The organism is Paenibacillus silvestris, from assembly GCF_009882985.1.
Lineage (GTDB): Bacteria > Bacillota > Bacilli > Paenibacillales > NBRC-103111 > Paenibacillus_E > Paenibacillus_E silvestris.
On the sequence record NZ_WTUZ01000001.1, the window covers coordinates 78,515 to 103,938 of the forward strand.

The 25,424-nt window shown below is 52.0% G+C and carries 3 protein-coding genes; all 3 read left to right on the top strand.

Features of this window, described 5'->3' with window-relative positions:
• On the top strand, positions 1-1,906 hold a 1,906-nt coding region (locus GQF01_RS00210; protein ID WP_161404597.1), incomplete at its 5' end, for a non-ribosomal peptide synthetase.
• Between the two features lie 65 nt (positions 1,907-1,971).
• Positions 1,972-13,497 (top strand): non-ribosomal peptide synthetase, encoded by an 11,526-nt coding sequence (locus GQF01_RS00215; RefSeq protein ID WP_161404600.1) that lies wholly within the window; start codon positions 1,972-1,974, stop codon positions 13,495-13,497.
• Between the two features lie 44 nt (positions 13,498-13,541).
• The gene (locus GQF01_RS00220; protein WP_161404603.1) at positions 13,542-25,412 is read left to right on the top strand and encodes a non-ribosomal peptide synthetase; all 11,871 of its coding nucleotides are present in this window, start codon (positions 13,542-13,544) and stop codon (positions 25,410-25,412) included.
• Positions 25,413-25,424 lie beyond the last annotated feature (12 nt).

Below are 25,424 nucleotides of genomic sequence, written 5' to 3' on the forward strand. Positions count from 1 at the left end.
ATGGATCACGTCACTGAGCTTCGATCTGTCGGTGTACGACATCTTCGGCGTGCTGGCGGCTGGAGGCAGCGTAGTCGTTGCGCAGAGGGATGCCGTGCGCGACCCACAGGAGCTGAAGAGACTGCTCGTGGCGGGGCGCATCACGCTGTGGGATTCGGTGCCGACCACGATGAGTTATTTGGTGCAGAGCATCGAGAATAGCCCCGAGGAAGCGCCTTGGCAGCAAACCGATCTGCGGCTTGTCTTGGTCAGCGGGGACTGGATTCCGGTTAACCTAAAAGCGCGCATGAGCGGGGTATTCCCGCAAGCGCAGCTCATTGGATTGGGGGGCGCAACGGAGGCGACAGTCTGGTCGAACTACTATCCGATTCATGCCGTAAGTGAAGAACAGCGGAGCATCCCTTATGGGAAGCCGCTGGCGAACAATGTGTTCTATATCCTCGATCCGTTTGGCCTTCCGGTTCCTTCCGGGGTGAGAGGGGAGCTGTTTATCGGGGGCGTCGGTGTGGCGCGAGGTTATGCGGGCGATCGTGACAAAACAGAGCAAGCGTTTGTGCCGAACCCGTTCCGTCCCGATGAGAGCATGTACCGGACGGGCGATTTGGGACGGCTGCTGCCTGATGGAAATATGGAGTTCCTTGGGCGCAAGGATCATCAAGTGAAGGTACGGGGCTTCCGCGTAGAGCTGGGCGAAATCGAGTACTGGCTGAGACAGCACGCAGACATCGAAGAAGCGGTTGTGCTGTGCATCGATAGCGGAGGACGCGAGCAGCTGTGCGCGTATGTCGTGCCGACGCGTGACGTGGAAGCGGCGGAGGTGCGCGAGCATTTGGCGAAGCATCTGCCAGCCTATATGCTGCCGTCACATCTGCTGTGTATACCGGCGCTGCCGCTGACAGCGAACGGCAAAATCGACCGCAAGGCGCTGCCGGCGCCGGAGTCGGTGCATCGCGGAGCTGTGCAGGAGCCGCAAAGCGAAGTGGAGAAGAAGCTGGCGGCGATCTGGCAAGAGGTGCTGGGTGTGAAACAAATCAGTGTGGATGACGACTTCTTCCTGCTGGGCGGGCACTCCTTGCTGGCAGCGACGCTGGTCGCGCGCCTAGCAGCGGAGACAGGCGTAGAGCTGCCGCTGCCGTTCATCTTCCGCTACCCGACGGTGGGGCAGCTGGCGGAGCGAATCGAAGAGATGCAACTCTTCCGTGGTGAGGCGGATACGCCAGTCACCTTGCTGCAGAAAGGCAGAGAAGGAACGATATTCTGCTTCCCTCCTGTGGGTGGCTACGGCTTCGTTTACAAAGGATTGGCATCGCAACTGCCATCGTATTCCTGGTATGCGTTCGATTTCATCACAGATCCGGATCGTTTACAAGCCTATGTGAAGTGGATCACGGAGCTGCAAGCAGAAGGCCCGTACGTGCTGCTTGGATATTCGGCTGGTGGCAATCTGGCGTACGAAGTTGGGAAGCTGTTGGAAGATCAAGGGCATGTCGTATCGGACATCGTCATTCTGGATGCTTTGTTTAGAGACCAAGCCATATCGCAGACGATGGAAGAGATTGAGCAAGAGACGGAGCAATTGTTGGGCATGCTTGAAACGACGGAGCTTGGCCTGTTCCTCAGAACGCCTTCGATTCGAAAAGAAGCGGCACATCGCATGAGAGAATACCGGATCTATTTGAGCAACTTGGTCAATCAGGGTCCGCTTACCTCCACGGTGTATGCCGTTGAATCAGAAGAGCTGCTAACCTCAGCTACCTGGGAAGGATCTACGAGCGGCAGGGTATTGAAGTATAAAGGTACTGGCACACACATCGAGTTTCTTGATGAGCGTAATTTGCCGGAGAATGCGGCATTGGTACAGAGAATTCTGCAAGGCTGTTTTCCTGGAGCAACTGTAGTGCGCTAATAAGGCTGCAACGCTCATGTATGTCCGAATGAATCTATCCTAATCGAACTGGGAGTGGAATGAGAATGAATCCAAAGATAGAGATACAGAATGTGTATCCGCTGACACCACTGCAGGAAGGGATGCTCTTTCACACCCTATGGGATCAACAGTCGGGCGCTTATGTGGAGCAAATGCAGGTGGAATTGACAGGGCAGATCGATATCGGGGATTTTCAGGAAGCTTATGCACAGTTGGTGGCCCGGCATGATGTGCTGCGCACTGTGTTTAAATATACGAACGTCGAGAAGCCGCTGCAGGCGGTGTTGAAGGAGGCGGGCGTCCGACTGCAGACAGAAGACATCCGTCATCTGGAGGATGCGCCAAGGGAAGCGTATGTGCAGGCATTCCGGGAAAAAGATGCGCAGCGCGGATTCACGCCGACGAAGGAAATCCCGATTCGCCTCTTCCTGCTGCGCACCCGGGACGAGCGTTATACGCTCTTGCTCAGCTTTCATCACATTATTCTGGATGGATGGTCGTTAAGCGTCGTGCTGCAGGAGCTGTTTACGCTGTATAACAGTCTGCGTTTGAAGCAGCCTGCAGCGCTCGGATCGACCTTTGCCTATGGCGAGTATGTCCGCTGGCTGGCCCGTCAGGATCAGCTTGCGGCAGCCGCTTACTGGAGGGAAACATTAGCTGGCTACGAAAGTTCAGCGAGCTTGCCCAAGGCGGGAGAGTCTTCCGGGAAACGGATGACGGCAGCCGTGCAGCGCTTCAGCTTGGATGAGCAGCTGACCTCGGAGCTGCAGACGTTGGCGCACGCGCATAACGTTACGCTGGCCACCGTTTTTCAAACGTTGTGGGCCACGCTGCTGCAGCGCTATAACGGGAGCGACGATGTCGTATTCGGCACCGTCGTCTCCGGGCGTCCGTCCAGTTTGCCGGGCATTGAACGCGCGGTAGGGATGTTTATTCAGACCGTGCCGGTACGGCTGCAAAGCGCAGGGCGTACATTTGCCGAGCTGCTGAAAATCATGCACAGCGCGGTGCTGGAGGCGGGAGAGCACGGGCATTATCCGCTGTATCAGATACAAGCGGATACGAAGCGTCAGCAAGAACTGTTCGATCATGTCGTGGCTTTTGAGAACTATCCGCTGGATAAAGGGGCACTGACCCATGGACAGACGGGATGCACGGTCACGGACTATGCGTGGCATGAGCAGACGCATTATGACTTTCACCTGATTGTGCTGCCGGACAAAGAACTGGTCATTCAGATCTACTACGACCCGGAAGTGATGGATGCAGCTGTCATAGGCAGACTGGAAGATCACCTGAAGCAGCTGGCGCGAGGAGCCGTTGCAGATGCGAATCGATTGGCAGCGGGGCTGGAGCTGCTGACGGAAGAAGAAACGGGACAACTGTTGAACCAGTGGAACAACAGGCAGGCGGATTACCCGCGCGAAGAGACGCTGTCCGGCTTATTCGAGGCTTGCGTGGCGGAGGGGCCGGAGCGCATAGCCGTTGTAGGGGAAAGCAGCCGTCTGACCTACGGCGAGCTGAATCGCCGAGCCAATCAGCTCGCAAGGAAGCTGCGGGAAGAAGGCGTAGGCAAGGATGTTCGGGTCGCGCTGCTGATGGAGCGCTCGCCGGAGATGCTCGTTGGCATCCTTGCAGTACTGAAGGCAGGCGGCGCGTATGTGCCGATTGATCCCGACTACCCGCTGGAGCGGATTCGCTATATCGTTGGCGACAGCAGCGCAGCTGTGCTGTTGTCGGACCGCGCGCTGTCCGCGGATGAGCAGGAGGAATTGCTCTCTGAGCAGCAGCAGCCCGTGCGACTCCTCACGACCGCAGATAGTGACTTGGCGGCGCGTTCAGGCGAGAATTTGCCTGCGGTCCATGGTCCGGACAGCCTGGCGTACGTGCTGTACACGTCGGGAACGACGGGCGTGCCTAAGGGCGTGATGATCGAGCACCGCAACGTAGTGCAGCTTCTGCACAACGACCAGCTGCCGTTCGACTTCGGAGCCGAGGATGTATGGAGTGTGTTCCATGCGTACGGCTTTGATTTCTCGGTCTGGGAAATGTACGGGGCGCTGCTGTATGGCGGACGCTGCGTGATTGTACCGAGAGCGGTCGCGCAAAGTCCGGCGGCCTTCCTGGAGCTGCTGATCGCCGAAGGGGTTACCGTGCTGAACCAGACACCGACGGCGTTCTATGGTCTGATCCGGGAAGCGTGCGAAGGATCGAAAGGATTGAAGCAGCCGAAGCTGGACGTAAGGTATGTGATCTTCGGAGGCGAAGCGCTGCAGCCGCAGATGCTGAAGCCATGGAAAGCGGCGTACCCGGAGATTACGCTGGTGAACATGTACGGGATTACGGAAACGACGGTGCATGTGACGTATAAGGAAATCACGGAAGCGGAGCTGGCAGTGAAACAAAGTGTGATCGGCCTTCCGCTGCCGACGGTAACAGGCTATGTGATGGACAGCGCGAGGCGGCTTGTGCCAATTGGCGTAGCTGGAGAGCTGTACGTAGGCGGAGACGGCGTGGCGCGCGGTTACTTAAACCGCGATGAGCTGACCGAAGAGCGGTTCGTGACCAATCCGTACAGGCCGCAAGAGCGGCTGTATCGGTCCGGCGATTTAATGAAGCGCCGGGCGGATGGCGAGCTGGAATATCTAGGCCGGATTGACCATCAGGTCAAAATTCGCGGTCACCGAATTGAGATTGGCGAAGTGGAGCATCATCTGCTCAGCCATCCCTTTGTGCAGGAAGCGACGATTCTTGCCCAAGAGCTTCAGGGACAGGCCGAGCTGTGCGCTTATGTCGTGCTGAGAGAGGACGTAACGATTAGCGAGCTGCGGACGCATATGCAAGCGGGACTTCCCGCTTACATGGTGCCATCGCATTATATCCGCCTAGAGCAGATTCCACTNNNGGAAACGCCGCTGCAAGCGGAACTGGCCGATATCTGGCAGGACGTGCTCGGCGTGAAGGAGGTCGGGATTCACGATAACTTCTTCGATCTTGGCGGCCACTCGCTGAAAGCGACTCAACTTATCTCTAAGATGCATAAACAATTGGAAGTACTTGTCCCGTTGAAGCAGCTATTTGTATTCCCAACGATAGAAGCAACAGCGGAATATGTCAGATCTGCAGAAGAAAATGCTTTTGTCCCTATTGAGCCTGTTTCAGGACAGGCCAACTATCCTGTTTCAGCAGCTCAGCGGAGAATGTTGATTATTGATCAATTGGAGGGCGCTGGAACCGGCTATAACATACCAGTAACCTTTATCATCGAAGGAAAGCTGGATCTCGAAAGGATGGCTGCAGCATTCCGGAAGCTGATCGAACGGCATGAGTCTTTGCGCACTACGTTCCATATGGTTGACGGAGAAGTTGTACAAGAAGTCCATGCTCATAACGAATTCAATGTTCACATTACACCCTATTCAGATATACAGCTCGAGGAGCGAATTGATGCTTTAATACGTGCTTTTGACCTCTCGAGACTTCCTCTGCTTCGGGTAGAATTGCTCGAATTGGAAGCAGAGCGGCATTTGTTCTTCTTAGATATTCATCATATTGCAGCCGATGGAACTTCAATGGGCATTTTGGTAAAAGAATTCATGCAGCTGTATAAAGGAAATGCTTTGCCCGACCTGCGCATTCAGTACAAGGATTTCGCCGTTTGGCATAATAAACGGTCGAACGATTACACGATGCGGAAGGACGAGCAGTACTGGCAGGAAATGTTATCGGACGGGCTGTCTTTGCTGCAGCTTCCGACGGATTTCGTCAGACCTCCCGTGCAAAGCTTTGAAGGAAATCAGCTTCGATTCAACCTTCCGCAGCTTGTAAACAAACAATTGCATCAATTGGCTGCGGAAACCGGCACGACCTTTTATATGGTTTTGTTATCCGTATATGCGGTCCTTTTGGGGACCTATGCCAGTCAAGATGAAGTCGTTGTCGGGACAGGCATTGCGGATCGTCCGCATACGGATCTTGAGCATACGATCGGTATGTTCGTCAACATGTTGGTTATGAAATCACATCCAGGAAGCAATCTAACCTTTCGGCAGTTTTTAATGGAAATGAAGCATACATCGCTTGATGCGTTTGAGCATCAGGACTATCCGTTCGACACTCTGGTGGAACGCAGCGGAATGGAAAGGGATCCAAGCCGCAACCCGTTGTTTGACGTCGCTTTTGTCCTGCAGAACATGGACATTCCTGAGATCGATATCGAAGGGCTGCGTTTTATTCCTTACGACTACAGCTGCCGGACGTCAAAGTTTGACTTAACGCTGTATGCTTGGGAGCACACAGATGGCGCAAGAATGCTCATGGAATACAGTACCAAATTGTTTAAAAAAGAGACGATTGAACGCTTAAACGGCTATTATGTACAAATTGCCCAGGAGGTTGCGGCGAATCCGGACCAAACGCTGGGAGCCATTCATTTACTGACAGATGATGAGAAACGTCTGTTTACTGCTTTAGAAGATGAGGATACGGCATATCCGAATGAGAAATCCTTGCCAGAGCTGTTCGAAGATCAAGTCAATCGGACACCGGATCAGATTGCCGTTGAGTTTGAAGATATTTGCTTGACCTATCACGAATTGAATCATCGTGCTAACGGCATAGCCGCATATTTGGTGAACGAACACGGTATCCAGCGTGATGAGCTTGTTGGTATTTTGACTGAAAATCCGGTAGATCGTGTAGTAAGCATTTGGGGCGTACTGAAGGCAGGAGGGGCCTATCTGCCAATCGACCCCGATTTCCCGCATGAAAGAATGAAATGGATGGTGGACGATGCGGGTGTCCAGGTCATTTTATCCAGCAAGGCTTATATAAAAACGTTAAATTCGCTCCAGTGGGATTGTCCTGATCTGAGATGCTTTGTATGTATAGATAGTGACAGTGTGTATGAAGAAACAGAAGAGAAGCCTAATGAATTGATGGATGTCAGACTGTGGGAGTACGTAGGCGAACAGTCTGAGGACGATATTATGGGCGGAGGCTGGGTCAATAGTTATTCGGGAGATCATTTAAGCCGGGAAGAGATGGATGAGTATGGCGATAATGTGCTGGCTAAGCTGCGCCCTCTTCTGCAGCAGGACAGCAGGGTATTGGAGATTGGCTGTGCCTCGGGTATCAGTATGTTCCGCATTGCCCCTCATGTAGGCTTATACTACGGGACAGATATGTCCAAAGTGATCATTGAAAAAGATAAACAATGGATTGCTGAGCATAACCTATCTAATATCACGCTGGCGTGCTTGCCTGCTCATCAAGTTGATTTCGTGGAAGAAAAGTCATTCGATATTGTCATTATTAACAGTGTTATTCAGGCCTTTCACGGTCATAACTACCTGAGGCAGGTTGTGGCAAAAGCCATAGATCTTATGTCAGATAAAGGGGTACTATTCATCGGTGACGTCATGGATCAAGACCTGAAAGATGAGCTGATGCAGTCCCTAAGAACTTATAAATTACAGCACCCGCAAGCGAAAACGAAAACCGATTTTTCCGAGGAGCTGTTTATTTCCAAGACATTTTTCGAGGATCTTGCCATAGAAATGGACGGAATCGTTGAGATCCGATTCAACCCGAAAATTCATACGATTGAAAATGAGCTAACGCGCTTCCGGTACGATGTACAGCTCGAAATCGACAAGACCCAAGAGATGCTGGCACCAAAGAAGAAACATAAGCTTCAGCATGACCGATCAATTTTGAACAGGTATGCGGAGATGTCTGTCAAGCCGAACATAAGTCCTGACCACCTTGCCTATGTGATGTATACATCGGGAACAACGGGGAAACCGAAAGGGGTCATGATTGAACAGCGCAGCGTCATTCGGCTCGTTCATAATACGAAGTATATTCCGTTTGCGGAAGCAGAGCGTGTCGCGCAGACGGGCGCAATAAGCTTTGATGCGTCTGTTTTTGAAATGTTTGGAGCATTCCTGCACGGAGGGGCCTTGTACCCGGTACGCAAGGATGTGCTGCTTGATGCAGAGCAACTGGAGTTGTTCATAAGGGAATACCACATTACAACAATGTGGCTGACATCTCCACTGTTCAATCAGCTTTCGCAGGAGCGTACAAAGATGTTCGCGTCTTTACGACACCTGATTGTCGGGGGGGACGCTCTGTCTCCTAAACATATTCACAATGTAAGAGAAGCATCTCCCGGACTTGCTGTTTGGAACGGGTACGGACCTACCGAAAATACAACATTTTCCACGTGCTACCTTATTGAAGGAGGCGAGGATCCCATCCCGATTGGCCGCCCGATCAGCCGCTCGACGGCTTATATTGTAAGCAGGGGAGGCCAGCTTCAGCCCGTAGGCATTGCAGGAGAGCTGTGGGTTGGCGGGGATGGCGTCGCCCGTGGGTATTTGAATGCACCAGAACTTACAGCGGAGAAGTTCATCTCCGACCCGTTCCGTCCTGGCAAGCGGATTTACCGCACGGGTGATTCCGCTAGGTGGCTCGCAAACGGACAAATTGAGTATTTGGGAAGAATGGACCGTCAAGTGAAAGTAAGAGGTCATCGCATCGAGCCTGGAGAAGTCGAGACCGTTCTGCTTCAGATACAGGGTATCCGGGAAGCTGTCGTAACAATCTATCGGAACCGTCAGGATGAGAACGAGATCTGTGCTTACTTTACGTCAGAAGACGTTCTGGAAGCTGCCGAACTGCGAGTGTCCCTTGCCGGTTTGCTACCAGCCTATATGATTCCATCGCATTTCATTCGACTGGAAACGATGCCGTTAACCGGGAACGGCAAAGTGGATCAAAGAGCATTGCCCAAGCCGGGAGTCAGCAATAAGGAGAGGAATTATACGGCGCCGCAGCATGTCTACGAATTAGAGCTGGCAGAGCTGTGGCAGGATATCCTTGGCGTGGATGTAGTTGGTGTTAGGGACAACTTCTTTCAGTTGGGCGGACATTCATTGAAGGCAACAGCCTTAATTTCCAAAATAGACCAGCGCTTGCATGTGAAAGTGCCGCTGCGTGTTTTTTTCGAAAAACCGTATGTGGAAAATATCGCGCAATATATAGCTGCATCGAAAGAATCAACTGTAGCTGAGATCTATGAGCCCATTCCGATTATTGCAGAGCAGGATGTTTATGAACTTTCCTTCGCACAGAAACGGATGTTCATTCTCAGCGAATATCAAGGTGTGGATACGACCTACCATATGCCAGGAGCATGGATCTTGACGGGTGAAGTTGATGCTGATCGCATGGAGCAGGCTATTGCTGCGCTCATCCGCAGGCATGAATCGCTGAGGACTTCTTTTAAATGGCAGGATGGTAGTCCTGTTCAAAGCATTCATGAAGATGTCAGCTATCAGATGGAGCGCTTGGTCATTACGGCGGACCAGATGCAGGAGACGATTCAATCTTTTATTCGGCCTTTCACTTTATCAGAGGCGCCTTTGCTGCGTGTCGGTTTAGTCCGGTATGCGGAGCAAAGGTACATGCTGATGTTCGATATGCATCATATCATCTCAGACGGTGTCTCGATGAGCGTGATCATACGAGATGTAGCCGCCTTGTACCAGAATGAGCAGCTGCCTGCCTTGAGAGCTCAGTACAAAGAGTATTCCGAATGGCACCGGAAACAAATGGACAACGGAGCTTTTGAAGAGCAGAAGCAATATTGGCTGCAGCGGCTTTCGGGCGAGCTTCCCATTTTGCAGCTTGCTGCTGATTATGCGAGGCCGGCTGTTCAGAGCTTTGAAGGAAATCGGGTGCTGTTCAGCTTGAACGCGGGTCTGACGGAGAAATTGAAGCAGTTGGCCTTGCAGGAAGGCACCACGAGCTACACCGTATTGTTAGCAGCTTATTATGTATTGCTTGCCAAGTATTCGGGGCAGGACGATTTCATTATCGGAACGCCGATTGCCGGACGGAGACATGCGGACACGCAGCATATGGTCGGCATGTTCGTTAATATGGTGGCTATGCGAAACACGCCGTCTTCAGGCAAGCGGTTTAAGCAGTTTCTTAAAGAAGTAGCCGATCACGCTGTGCAGGCATTCGACCATCAGGACTTACCGTTTGAGGAGCTTGTGGAACTGCTCGGCACCGAAAGAGATCTTAGTCGGAATCCGGTGTTCGATACGGTCTTTTCTTTGCAAAACATGTTTGATATCGAAATCAATCTAGGTGGCATACAGGGGACTCCGTATCCGTTTGAATTCAGAATGGCGAAATTCGATCTGACCTTGGAAGCTGTGGAGGTTAAAAATGGTATCGAGTTCTCGTTGGAATACCGTGTTTCCTTATTTAAGGAAGAAACTGTCGACCGAATGGCCAGCCACTATTTGCGCGTAATTCAAGCCATATTGGAGCAGTCCGATCTTTCGATTGGCGAGATATCCTTGCTAAGTGAAGAAGAAAAAAGCTTCTTTCTACAGTCGGTTGGGTCGGCTAGGTCGATTGATGAGGAAGTTTCTTCCGAACGGCATCGCGGGCAACAAACGATTACTGAATGGTTCGAGGATCAGGTGACAAGAACGCCAGATCATGCTGCGATCGTAGACGAAGGCAACGTCATCAGCTACCGGGCATTGAACGAGCGAAGCAACCGTCTCGCGCGTGAGCTGAGAATACGCGGTGTTGTCGCGGAAAGTCATGTAGCGGTGCTGGCGGACAGGTCTGCAGAGATGGTTACGGCCATTCTTGCCGTGCTTAAAGCAGGCGGGGCTTATGTGCCGATTGATCCGGAATTCCCGGAAGAGCGGATGCGTTTTATGCTGGAGGACAGCGAGGTACAGATTATTCTTAAATCGTTGGCGGCGGAGGCTCCTTCCTCGTTCGAAGGCACCGTGCTTGCGATTGAGGATGCAGCCTGGGAGCAGCATGAGAGTACGAACGTGCAGTTGTTGGCAAAATCGGATAATCTCGCCTACATCATGTATACGTCGGGAACGACTGGTCATCCGAAAGGGGTCATGGTCGAGCATCGCAATGTCATCCGGTTGGTAGACAATACGGCTTATGTACCTTTTGCGGAGATAGGAAGGATGGCACAAACGGGCGCCGTAAGCTTTGACGCCTCGACTTTTGAAATATTCGGGACTTTGCTGCATGGGGGTACGCTATATCCGGTACGAAAGGATGTACTGCTAAACATTAAGCATCTGGAGCTTTTTCTGACGGAGAACGAGATAACGATGATGTGGCTGACCACGTCATTGTTCCATCTATTTGCACAGGAGAACCCGGCGATGTTCGCTGGACTCCGTCATCTGGTGGTTGGCGGCGAACAATTGTTGCCTCAACCCATTCATAACGTGAAGCAGGTGTGCACGGAACTAATCTTATGGAACGGTTACGGGCCGACAGAGAATACGACATTCTCGACCAGCTACCGGGTCCAAGGTGGGGAAGAGTTGGTTCCAATCGGTAGACCGATCAGTCATTCAACGGCTTATATCATGAATCCGGAGGGCTTGCTTCAACCAGTAGGAGTGCCAGGCGAGTTATGGGTCGGTGGCGCTGGCGTGGCACGCGGATACCTTCATGCGCCGGAGCTTACGGCCGAGAAGTTCATAAGCGATCCGTTCCGCCCGGGGGAGCGAATGTACCGTACGGGGGATCGAGCGTGCTGGAAAGCGGATGGAACCATTGTATATTTGGGACGCATGGATCGTCAGCTCAAAATCAGAGGTTACCGGATTGAGCCAAGTGAGATTGAGTCGGTGCTGCTGCAAGTGACTGGGATCAAGGAAGCAGCAGTTGCGGCATTGGAGAACACCGAGTTTGAGCTGGAGCTATGTGCCTATGTAACCGCAGATGAGGAGCTGGATCTAGAGCAATTGCGGGCTCAGTTGGCCTTGCTGCTGCCGGGCCCTATGCTCCCGACGCATCTGATGCAGCTTCCAGTTATGCCGCTAACAAGCAATGGCAAAACGGACAGAAAATCGCTGCCGAAACCGGACAGCAGTAGAAGCAGCCACAAACTCTACGTCGCACCGCGTGATGAGTTGGAAAATAGGCTTGCACGGCTGTGGCAGCACATTTTGCAAGTGGAAGCGGTCGGTATCCATGATCATTTTTTCGAGCTTGGCGGCCATTCACTCAAGGCTACGGCACTAATTTCACAAGTGTACCGCGAGTTCCAGGTGCAGATTCCGTTACGTTCCGTCTTTCAATTTCCGACACTCGAGCAGCTCGCTGCACATTTACGAAATGCATCTTCATCCCTGGACAAATCCGTTACGATCGAGCCGATCTACGAACGAGAATATTATCCAGCTTCTTCTGCCCAGCGCCGCATGTATCTTATTCAGCATGGTCAAGGGGCAGATGCCAGTTACAATATGCCTGCTGTTCTTCGAATCTCAGGGAATCTAGATACGGCGCTTGCCGCTGAGGTGTTTCAGCAGATTATCCAGAGGCATGAGGTGCTTCGCACGACCTTTGAGATGAGAAGCGGAGAGCTAGTACAGCTTATTCAGCCTGAAGCACATCTGAATGTTCCTGTCTTTCATTCCAAGGAAGAAGAACTTGAGGCGCTGATTCATGGTTTTATACAACCGTTCGATTTGAGTCAAGCACCGTTGTTAAGAGCTGGCGTGGTCTGTATGGGGCCAGACAACCATCTGCTTTTATTCGATATGCACCATATCGTTTCCGATGGAACTTCTATGAACATTCTCATTCGTGAATTTACGCAGTTATACGAAGGCAAGCAGCTGGCACCGCTTAGTCTGCAATATAAGGATTATGCGGTTTGGCAGCAATCATGGCTTCAAAGTGAATCCTTTCAGAAGCAGGAGGACTACTGGTTAGAGACATTGTCAGATCTTCCTGTGCAGCAGCTTCCGACGGATTATGCGCGGGGAGAGCAACGCAGCTTTGAGGGTGAAGAGTTATCGATGATTATCCATCAGGAACTGGTGGAAGCGCTGCGGAACATGACGGAGGAAACGGGGACAACGCTCTACATGGCGCTGCTGGCGGTATACAGTATTTTACTGTCACATATTTGCATGCAAGAGGAGATCGTGATAGGAACGCCTATTGCTGGCAGACCGGATGCTAATCTGGACAACTTGCTAGGCATGTTCGTCAATACGTTCGTGATCCGGACATTTCCGCATAAGGAAAAAACGTTCTCAGCTTTCTTGCAGGAAGTTAAGCAGACGGCATTGGACTCTTATGAACACCAAGACTATCCGTTTGAAATTCTCGCCCAAAAGCTGGTCTCATCACCAGATCCAAGTAGGAATCCAATATTTGATACGATGTTTGCCCTTCAGAATATGGGCAGCCAAGGCTTTGACTTTGCAGATCTTCACATTGCGTCCTATCCGCTCAAGAAAACTGTCGCCAAGTTCGATTTGCTTCTGGAAGCGACAGAGGAGAGGAATGACATCCGTCTCCGAATGGAGTACAGCTCACAACTGTTCAAGAAAGCAACCATTGAGCGGCTCGGACACGATTATTTGAGCTTGTTAGCTTATATTGTTCATCACCGGGATACCATGATTGGAAATATCCCCATTCAGTTAAAGTCGGGCAAGTATGTTCAGGCAATACGGGAGGAAATCGCATTCGATTTTTGAAGCACAGAAAGCGAGGAACACACATTTTGCTAGGAGGGCGCGATATGCATAATGATCAAGCAGCCGAACAAACGCTGACACTCGAACAATATCAGAAGGAAAAATCATACTGGCTCTCAAAACTGCAGGGGTTTCCGGTTAACAGCCGGTTCCCTGTAGATTTTTCGCGTCATTCTTCTTCGAAGGATACAGGGGAAATAGTCGAGCGTTTTCCTATTGAACTTTCGGATCAAATAAGTGCCTTGAGCAAGAATTCGCCGTTTGCTACGTATATGATTCTGCTCTGCAGCGTTCATTATTTGCTTGCCTTACATGCCAACAATGAGGATACGATTGTTGGGATGCCGGCATTCAAGCAGCATATGGCTAACCCGGATATGACGGATAACGTTCCGCTATTCGCTCTCCGTGTTCAGATTGACCCGACCGGAAGTATGAAGGATTTACTGGCGTTGGTGAAACAGACTGTCTTGGAAGCAGATCATCATCCGAACATATCGTTTAGGGAGACATTATCACTGCTTGATTACTCCGAACCTGAGAAGGGTACTTCGTTATTTACGCTGGCTTTACTGGAAGAGATTCATACGAGTCATCCTCAGGAAGAAGAGCAGGCAGATATTGTCTTTCTATTTTCTAAAAATGAACATGGCCTGGAGCTTCGGCTGCGCTATCGGGCCGAGCTTTTTCTGCAATCAACCATAAACACTCTAGCTGGACAGTTCATGCAATTTCTTGCTGTTTCTTTATCTCATCCTACTCTCCCGTTAGCCCAACTGGAGATCTCTACGGATGAGGAGAAACATAAGCTGCGCCAATTCAATGAGACAGATCTTGACAGCACCAATCCGATAACGATTACGGAGTGGTTCGAGGATCAGGTGACAAGAACACCGGATCATGCTGCGGTCGTGGACGAAGGTAATGTCATCAGCTACCGGGCATTGAACGAACGAAGCAACCGTCTCGCACGTGAGCTGAGAAAACGCGGTGTTGGCGCGGAAAGTCACGTAGCGGTGCTGGCGGACAGGTCTGCAGAGATGATTGTGGCCATTCTTGCCGTGCTTAAGGCAGGCGGGGCTTATGTGCCGATTGATCCGGAATTTCCTGAAGAGCGGATGCGTTTTATGCTGGAGGACAGCGGAGTACGGATTATTCTGAAGTCCTTGACGGTGGAGGCTCCTTCCTCGTTCGAAGGTACAGCGCTTGTGATTGAAGATGCAGCTTGGGAGCAGCATGAGAGCACGAATTTGCAGCTGCTGGCTAAGGCGGATAATCTCGCCTACATCATGTATACGTCGGGAACGACAGGCAGGCCGAAAGGGGTTATGGTCGAGCATCGCAATGTCATCCGACTGGTAGACAATACGGCTTATGTGCCGTTTGCGGAAATTGGCCGGATGGCGCAAACAGGCGCTGTTAGCTTTGACGCTTCGACTTTTGAAATATTTGGGACCTTACTGCACGGGGGTACGATATATCCGGTGCGAAAGGATGTCCTGCTAAACGTTAAGCGTCTAGAACTTTTTCTGATGGAGAGCGGAATTACGACAATGTGGCTGACCACGCCATTGTTCCATCGACTTGCCCAGGAGAATCCGGAGATGTTCGCCAGACTCCGACATCTGGTGGTTGGCGGAGAACTTTTGTCGCCTCAGCTCGTTCAAAGGGTGAAGCAGGTATGCACGGAGCTCGTCCTATGGAACTGCTATGGGCCGACGGAGAATACGACGTTCTCAACCTGCTACCAGGTTCAAGGCGGGGAAGAGTTGGTTCCCATCGGCGGACCAATCAGTCATTCAACGGCCTATATTATGAACCCGGAGGGCTTGCTACAGCCACTAGGGGTGCCAGGCGAGTTATGGGTCGGTGGCGCTGGCGTGGCACGAGGCTACCTTCATGCGGCAGAGCTGACGGCAGAGAAGTTCGTAAGCAATCCGTTCCGTCCAGGGGAGCAGATGTACCGCACAGGGGATCGAGCACGCTGGAGGGCGGATGGAACAATAGAATTTCTGGGACGAATGGATCGTCAGCTGAAAATCCGGGGTTACCGCATTGAGCCAAGTGAGATTGAGTCGGTGCTGCTGCAGGTGGCTAACGTCAAAGAAGCAGCAGTTACGGCATTGGAGAACACCGAGTTTGAGCTTGAGCTGTGCGCCTATGTCATCGCTGAAGAAGAGCTGGATCTGGAGCAATTGCGGGCTCAGTTGAGCTTACTGCTGCCAGGCCCTATGCTCCCGGCGCATCTGATGCAGCTTTCGGTTATGCCGCTAACCAGCAACGGCAAGATCGATAGGAAGGCGCTGCCAATCCCGAACAGAAGCTATCAAACACCATACGTTGAGCCACGGGATGAGCTGGAAATCAGGCTCGTCCATTTGTGGCAGGATATTTTACAGGTAGAACAGATTGGGATTCGTGATCATTTTTTTGAACGAGGCGGCCATTCCCTTAAGGCGACTACGCTGCTTTCGCAAATCCACAAACAGTTCCATGTAGAACTTCCTTTAAAGCAAATTTTTGCGGAGCCTACCATTGAGCAATTGGCTGCTGCCATCAAACGCGCAGCGCCAAATGTTTATATGGCTATTCCCCGAGTGCCGGAGCAAACCTATTACCCGTTATCCTCTGCTCAAAAAAGGATGTTCATTCTAGATCAAATCGAAAATACAGGCATCAGTTATAATATCCCGATCGTCATGATGATGGAAGGGGAGCTTGACAGGGAGCGGTTCTCAGGAGCCTTTCAACTTTTGGTTGACCGCCATGAGGCGCTGCGCACCTCCTTCCATATCGTGGAAGGGCAGCCGATGCAGAAGATTCATAACCGAGTCGATTTCGAGGTTACATACCAGGAAGCCGGCGATAAGGACAAAGAGCAGCTGCTGGCAAAATTTAATCAGAGCTTTGATATTGTAAAGCCTTGTGTTCCGCAAGTGGCGCTTGTTAAAACGGCGGCCAACCGCCATCTGTTTTTCTTCAATATTCATCATATTGTGGCTGACGGTACTTCGATGGGCATTCTTGTCAAACAATTTATGCGCATTTATCAGGGCAGCGAGTTCCCAGAGCTGTCTGTCCAATACAAGGATTTTGCCGCTTGGCAAAACGAACGGATTGCAAGCAGTGAAATGGCACGTATAGAGCAATACTGGCTGAGCAAGGTCGAACAGGATTGGCCAGTGCTTCATTTGCCGACGGATTTCTCTCGTCCTGCAGTCAAGAGCTTCGAAGGTGATCGTGTCGTATTTGAACTGCCCTTGGAGCTAGCGCAAAAGGTAAGGGATCTGGCGCTTGCAGCGAATACGACTGTTTATATGGTTTTGTTAGCCGCATTTTACAAGCTGTTGGCCAAGTACTCCGGACAGGAGGACGTGGTTGTCGGAACGGGCATAGCGGGCCGCCAGCACGCTGATCTTGAACAGATGGTCGGCATGTTTGTGAATATGCTGCTGCTGCGTAATCAGCCTAGTGGACACAAGAGCTTTCTTGAATTTCTGGCAGAGGTTCGGGAAACCTCCTTACAAGCTTTCGAGTATCAGGAATATCCGTTTGAAGAAATCGTGGAACGTAGTCAAATCGAAAGAGACCCGAGCCGCAATCCTTTATTTGATATCGCTTTTGTTGTGCAAAATATGGATCTTCCGGACCTGAAAATTCCCGGTCTTACATGCCTGCCTGAAGACTATGGCAATTTCACCTCGAAATTCGATATGACGATGTTCGTATGGGAACAAGGCAAAGAAATCTCCTTCCATCTGGAGTATTGTACGGCGCTATACACGGCAGAGACTATACAGCAATTTGCAAATCATTACATAAATGCGGTTCGGGCAGCTGTTCTTCATCCCGACCGCAAGCTTTCGGAAAGCGGCCTATTATCTGAAGCCGAGGCCAGCCTTTTACTGACAGCGGGCATGACTGACGCGAATAACGAATTGGATACCACTGCGCAGCGGATGTTTGAGGAGCAGGTCGATCTCACTCCAAACCGCATTGCCGTTATTAGCGGAGAGGAACAGCTTACCTACAAGCAATTAGATGAGCGAGCTAATCAAGTAGCAGCCAGCTTATTAGATCTCTATCAAGTAAAGCCGGATAAGCTGATCGGCATTCTGATGGAAGGCTCGGCTCTTTATACCGAAGCCGTGCTTGGCATTTTGAAAGCGGGAGCCGCTTTTGTTCCTCTTGACCCTGAGCTGCCTTACGAAAGGCTGAAAATGATAGCGGACGATGCCCATATTGAAGTCATTCTAACAACTAAGAAGCATATGAAGCTCGTTAATAATCTTCAGTGGGAATGCTCAGCGCTAACCTGCTTTATTTGTTTGGATAGTGAAGATGTATTTGCGGAAGAGGAATCGGAAAAGAACGATTTGATGAATGAGCAGCTGTGGGAGTACGTTGGAACTTCGGCTAACGACGATATTGAGGGCGGAGGCTGGAACAATAGCTACACGGGGCAACCTTTCACCAAGCAAGAAATGGATGAATATGGCGATAACATTTTACTCAAGCTGCTTCCTCATCTAACGCCAGAAACTCGCATACTTGAAATTGGCTGTGCAACGGGTATCAGCATGTACCGGATCGCACCGCATGTCGGCCTATACTACGGAACAGATTTGTCCAGTGTAATTATCAAGAAAAATGAACAAAAAGTGCAAGAAGAAGGCTGGGGGAATATTAAGCTGCAGTGCCTTCCTGCCCATCAGATCGATCTGGTGAGCGAACGTGATTTTGACATCGTGATTCTGAACAGTGTTATTCAAGTGTTCCATGGCCACAATTATTTGCGGCAAGTGATCGATAAGGCAGTTGGTTTACTTGGTGAGAAAGGGATGTTGTTTCTCGGGGATATTATGGATTTGGATAAAAAGGAAGAGCTTCGTCAATCGCTTATCCTTCATAAGGAGAAGTTTCCTGAGGCAAGAACGAAGATGAATGTTGCATCCGAATTATTTCTTCCCAAAAGGTTTCTGGAGGATTTAACAGTTGATGTGCCAGCCATTCAATCCATTGCTTTTTCCGATAAAATTCACACGATAGAAAACGAATTGGTTCGATTCAGATACGACGCAGTCATACACATTGATAAAACTGGGGGGCAGAAGGAGAATTGGCCGAAGAGCAAATCTCAATATGGGCGCAATCACGTTGCGAGATATGCGACAACACGTTTTGAGACGGAGACTCATTCGAGGAACTTGGCCTACACGATTTATACGTCTGGAACGACGGGAACTCCGAAAGGTACGCTGATCGAGCATAGAGGGCTTGCCAACTTGAAAGCTTTCAGCGTAGAAGACTTGGGTATTACTGCAGACGACCGCATCGGACAGTTTGCAAGCATTTCATTTGACGCTTCTATCTTTGAGCTATTCTCGGCTTTGCTAACAGGCGCTTGTCTGGTCATGATCCCCAAGGAAGCTGTTCAGAATTATTCTTATTTTGAAAAGTTTGTTTCTGGGCAAGCGATTACCGTTATGCTGCTGCCCCCAACTTATCTGGTTCATGTTGATCCGGAGAAGATGCGAACTTTGCGCAAAATGATCACAGGAGGCTCGGCAACTTCGCCTGAGCTGGTAGCCAAATGGAAGGATCAAGTCGAATACTGGAATGCTTACGGACCTACGGAAGCGACGATCATTGCAACTATATGGAAGGCAGATAACTTCTCGGAGTCTATGTCTTCCGTTCCAATTGGAAGGCCTCTGCGCAACATGCAGATCTATATTATAGATCCTTACGGCCAGCTGCAGCCTGCAGGAGCTGTCGGCGAATTATGTATTGGCGGAGAAGGACTGGCTAGAGGTTATCTGAATCGTCCCGAAATAACGGCGAGCCAATTTGTCGACAATCCGTTTAAGCCTGGGGAGAAAATGTATAGAACCGGGGATCTTGCGAAATGGCTGCCTAACGGAAATATTGAGTATTTGGGTCGTCAGGATCACCAGGTCAAAATAAGAGGTTATCGAATCGAAATCGGCGAAATCGAATCGGCTCTGCTGCGGCATGACCGAATTGATGAAGCTGCCGTTATTGTCAAGCAGGACCCTGATGGCGGGAACAGCTTGTACGCTTATTATTCAGGCATCGAGGCTCCGGATATCTCTGAGGTGCGACTTCACCTGTCCAGCATCGTGCCAGCCTATATGATTCCTTCGTCCTTTGTTTCGATGAGGCAGCTGCCTTTGACATCCAGCGGTAAAGTTGATAGAAAGTTTTTGCACAAAATGTCTCTAAAACCGCTTGAGGATCAAAGCTATGAGGCTGCGCGCAATGGAACAGAGGAGCTGCTCGTTCAGGTATGGCAGGAGGTATTAGGCGAAGGCTCCATCAGCATTCACAGTCATTTCTTTCAATTAGGCGGAGATTCAATCAAAGCGATTCAAATTTCTACACGCATGCTCAAACACGGCTTCAAGCTGGAAATGAAATTATTGTTCCAGTATCCGACCATCGCCGAGTTGTCCCCGCATGTAAAAAACGAGGTGCTGCGCATATCGCAGGAGGCGGTGGAGGGCGAGGTGCCGCTGACGCCAGTGCAGAGGTGGTTCTTTGAAGAGCGTCTGGTCGAGCCGCATCACTTTAACCAATCGGTGATGCTCTTTAGCCCAGAGAGATTGGATGAACGTTATGTTTGTCAGGCGTGGGAATTACTGTCCAACCATCATGATGCGCTGCGGATGGTTTTCCGCAGGGAAGAGGGACACATCGTGCAGTGGAACCGTGGCACTGAGGCGTCGTCGGCTTCATTCCGTCTAGACGTGATTGATCTGCAGGAAGCAGGCAGCGAGGAAGAGACAGCGGAGCGGATGGAGGAAGCGGCGAACCGTCTTCAATCGGGACTGGATCTAGCCGAAGGTTCACTTTCGCAATTAGCGCTCTTCCGTACGAAGGAAGGCGATCATCTGCTGTTGATCGTGCATCATCTGGTGGTCGATGGCGTCTCATGGCGCATTCTTGCCGAGGATTTCGGCGAAGCGTACCGTGGGCTTGCAGCCGGAGCATCGGTCCTGCTGCCGGAGAAAACGACCTCGTTTCAGGCGTGGGCCGAGGAGATGGAACGGTATGCCTGCAGCCGAAAGCTGCTGAAGGAGCTGCCGTATTGGCAGCAGATCGAGCAAGCGGAAGCAGATGCGCTGTTCGTGAAGGGCAGTTCTGAGGGATGTACGGTGATGGAGGCGGAAACGGTTAGCGTGACGCTCTCGGAGGCGGATACGCAGATAATCCGCAAGGAAGCGCACCGTGCCTATCGGACGGAAATGAACGACATGTTGCTGACGGCGTTAGGGCTTGCGCTGCAAGAATGGTCGGGACATAGGAGTGCGGTCATTACGCTGGAAGGGCATGGCCGTGAGGATATTGGAGCCGATGTGAACATCACGAGAACGGTCGGCTGGTTTACGACCATGTTCCCGGTTGTGCTGCAGGTGCCGGAGGGCAAGCTGGGCTATCAGTTGCAGAGCGTCAAGGAAATGCTCCGCAGAGTGCCGAACAAAGGTTTCGGCTACGGAGTGTTGACGCATCTGACGCCAGCAGCTTATCGAGAAGGGCTGAGCGGAGAGATGAAATCCGATATTAGCTTCAACTATTTAGGCGATTTCGATGAAGGCACACCGAGCAGCGATGGTATCGGGATCTCACCGCGTTCTTCTCGATCAGGGTCACAGATTAGTCCAAGGCTAAAGCGATCACATCTGTTGATGATTAACGGATTGACGACGCAGGGAAGGATGCAGTTTACATTCAGCTATCCGAAGGAAGCGTACCGGAGAGAAACGATGGAGCGTCTGGGGTCGTTGTTTGGCAGCTATTTGAAAGCCTTGGCGCAGCACTGTATCGGACAAACGGGAACTGAGACGACACCTTCGGACTTAGGCTGTGCAGAACTGAGCCTGGATGAGCTTCAGGCATGGCGGGATGAATTGGAGCAGGCGTGTCCGGGAGCGGAGCTGGAGCGGATTTATCCGCTGTCACCGCTGCAGGAAGGGATGCTGTTTCATGCGAAGTACGATCCGGAATCACTGGCTTATTTCGAGCAGCTGACGATGTCGATGGAAGGCAGGCTGGAGCTGTCTGTTTTTGAGATGAGCTTTAATGAGCTGCTTGCCCGGCATGAGATTTTGCGCACGGTCTTCCGCCGAGGGAAAGGCAGACGTCCCCTACAGGGCGTGCTGAGCTCACGGAAGGTGAAGGTGCATGCGGAGGATCTACGGGACTTCACAGCGTTCGAGCAGGAGCAGCGGATTAAGCAATACTGCGCGCGAGACAAGGCGGCTGGCTTCGACTTGACGAAGGATGTCCTGATGCGTTTTGCGGTTATGCGTATTGGAGCGTCAAGCTATAAGGTGATTTGGAGTCACCCTCATATTATTTTGGATGGCTGGTGCCTGAATATTTTAATTGGTGAGTTAACACGAATTTATCATCATAACCTGCATCAAGTTCCACTCCAGCTAGAGGCTGAAAAGCCATATCGTGCGTACATCGAATGGCTGGAGCAGCAGGATCAGGAAGCATCGATCGGTTACTGGCGGGAGTATCTGGCGGATTATAATCAACGCGCGGTATTGCCGGTGCAAACAGAGCAAGTGATGGCAGCAGGTTATGAATTGGGTGTGCTGGAGTTCACATTGGATGCCAGTCTCACAGCAGGTCTGGAAGATATTGCGCGCCGCAACCAAACGACGCTGAGCACCGTGCTGCAGGCCATCTGGGGCTTGATGCTGGCGACTTACAATCATTCAACGGATGTCGTGTTCGGGACAATTGTGTCCGGCCGGCCGGCGGAGCTTGAGGGCGTAGAAACGATGGTCGGTCTGTTCATCAACGCCATACCGGTGCGGATGCAGCTGGAGCCGTCGGCAGTATTCAGCGAATTGCTGCAGCAGGTGCAGCAGCGAGCGCTGGAAACGGCGGCGCACGATTATGTGTCGCTGGCCGAGATTCAGGCGCAGAGCGAGCTGAAGGGAGATTTACTGCATCATCTGTTTGTGTTTGAGAACTATCCGCTTCATACGGGGGCGGATGGCCAAGCTGGAGATGGGGCTGAAGCGGCTGACGGGACAGAAGGGACAGAAGGGACAGAAGGGACAGAAGGGACAGAAGGGACAAAAGCGGCTGAAGCGGGATTTGTCATCCGCGACTTCGATCTGTTCGAGCAAACGAACTATGATTTCACGCTCGTGGTGATGCCGGAGGCTGAGCTGAAGATCAAGTTCTCGTACAATGCGCAGGTGTATGCGCCGTCGGCGATGGAGCAAATTCGCGAGCACCTGCTAACGTTGGCGGGGCATGTCACGCAGAGGCCGGAAGGGAAGCTCAGCGAGCTGGGCATGCTGACGGAGACGCAGCAGCGGGAAGCGGCCTTAGCTTTAAGCGCGATGGATGTTCCGTATGCGGACAATAAGACGCTGGATGAACTGGTGAGCGAGCAGGCGAAGCGAACACCGGCGCAGATCGCGGTGATCCACGGCGAGCAGCAGATGAGCTACGCCGAGCTGGAGGACTGGTCGAACCGCTGGTCGCATCACCTGGCAGAGCGGGGCGTCCAGCCGGGCGAACGCGTCGGACTCAGTGTGCAGCGAGGCATGCTGTCTGTGATCGGAATGCTGGCGATCCTCAAGGCGGGGGCGGCTTATGTGCCGCTTGACCCCGAGGATCCGAAGGAGCGCAAGCAGGATGTGATGCGCCGTGCGGAGCTGGTGGCCGTGGTCACCGATGCGGAGGCAGACTTTGCGGACGAAAGGGTTGCGGTCGTGCGTCTGGATCACAGTGCCACCGCGCTGCGCTGTGCGAACAGTCGGCCGGAGGTGCTGCGGAGTTCGCGGGATTTGGCGTACATCATCTTCACCTCTGGCTCGACGGGCGTGCCCAAAGGCGTCATGATCGAGCATCATGCGGCTGTAAACTTAATCAGCTGGGTGAACGAAACCTACGAAGTAGGCACGGCAGACAGGCTGCTGTGGATCACGTCACTGAGCTTCGATCTGTCCGTGTACGACATCTTCGGCGTGCTGGCGGCCGGAGGCAGCGTAGTCGTTGCGCAGAAGGATGCCGTGCGCGACCCGCAGGAGCTGAAGAGACTGCTCGTGGCGGAGCGCATCACGCTGTGGGATTCGGTGCCGACAACGATGAGCTATTTGGTGCAGAGCATCGAGAATGAGGCTGCGGGGGCACCTTGGCAGCAAACCGATCTGCGGCTTGTCTTGGTCAGTGGCGATTGGATTCCGGTTAATTTAAAAACACGCATGAGCGGGGTATTCCCGCAAGCGCAGCTCATTGGATTGGGCGGTGCGACGGAGGCGACAGTCTGGTCGAACTACTATCCGATCCATGCTGTAAGTGAAGAGCAGCGGAGCATTCCCTACGGGAAGCCGCTGGCGAACAATGTGTTCTATATCCTCGATCCGTTTGGCCTTCCGGTTCCTGCCGGGGTGAGAGGGGAGCTGTTTATCGGAGGCGTCGGTGTAGCGCGAGGTTATGCAGGCGACCGCGACAAAACGGAGCTGGCGTTTGTGCCGAACCCGTTCCGCCTCGGTGAGAGCATGTACCGGACGGGCGATTTGGGACGGCTGCTGCCAGATGGGAATATGGAGTTCCTTGGGCGTAAGGATCACCAAGTGAAGGTACGGGGCTTCCGCGTAGAGCTGGGGGAAATCGAGTACTGGCTGAGACAGCACGCGGACATTGAAGAAGCGGTTGTGCTGTGCATCGATAGCGGAGGACGCGAGCAGCTCTGCGCGTATGTCGTGCCGACGCGTGATGTGGAAGCGGCGGAGGTTCGCGAGCATTTGGCGAAGCATCTGCCAGCCTATATGCTGCCGTCGCATCTGCTGTGTATCCAAGAGCTGCCGCTGACAGCGAACGGCAAAATCGACCGCAAAGCGCTGCCAGCGCCTGAGTCGGTGCAGCGAGGAACTGTGCAGGAGCCGCAAAGCGAAGTAGAGAAGCAGCTGGCGGCGATCTGGCAGGAGGTGCTGGGGGTGAAGCAAATCAGCGTGGAAGACGACTTCTTCCTGCTGGGCGGGCACTCCTTGTTGGCAGCGACGCTGGTCGCGCGCCTAGCGGCGGAGACCGGCGTAGAGCTGCCGCTGCCGTTCATTTTCCGCTACCCGACGGTGGGGCAGCTGGCAGAGCGAATCGAAGAGATGCAACTTTTCCGTGGTGAGGCGGATACGTCAGTCACCTTGCTGCAGCAAGGCAGAGAAGGAAAGATATTCTGCTTCCCTCCCGTAGCAGGCTACGGTTTTGAATATAAGGAATTGGCGATGCAGCTGCCATCGCATACCTGGTATGCGTTCGATTTTGTGATTGAAGAGAATCGTCTTGATGCTTATGTGAAGTGGATCACGGAGCTGCAGGCAGAAGGGCCGTACGTGCTGCTTGGATATTCGGCTGGCGGCAACCTGGCGTATGAGGTAGGAAAAGAGCTGGAAGCGCAGGGACACTCCGTATCTGGGATCGTAATCCTGGATGCCATGCGGCGAGTGGAAGCGGAAGCGAAGACGCAGGAAGAGATTGAGCAGGAGACGGAAGAGCAATTGAAGGCGGCGGAGAGCCGTTACGGCGAGATTGTGAAAGTGCCATCGATCCGCAAGGAAGCGGCATTGCGGATGAATGCTTACCGGAGCTACCTGTACGGGTTGGTAAACGAAGGCAGTGTGAAGGCTCCCTTATATGTGATCACCTCGGAAGAGGAGAAATCGCGCGCGACGATGGAAACCTATTCGGAGCGACAAGTGGCGTCGTCATGGAGTGGAAGTAGTAGGGCAGAGGTCGTTCACTACACAGGTCACGGTTCTCATATGGACATGCTGCACGCTACGGATTTGTACAATAACGCCATGAAGATACAGCTTGTTTTTCAAAGTATAGAGAGACTTACCGCAGTATTAAACCCTAGATAGATTAGATCTGCT

Bases quoted from the DNA above. Each gene is read 5' to 3' on its own strand.
- GQF01_RS00220 (WP_161404603.1), top strand. From the start codon at position 13,542: ATGCATAATGATCAAGCAGCCGAACAAACGCTGACACTCGAACAATAT.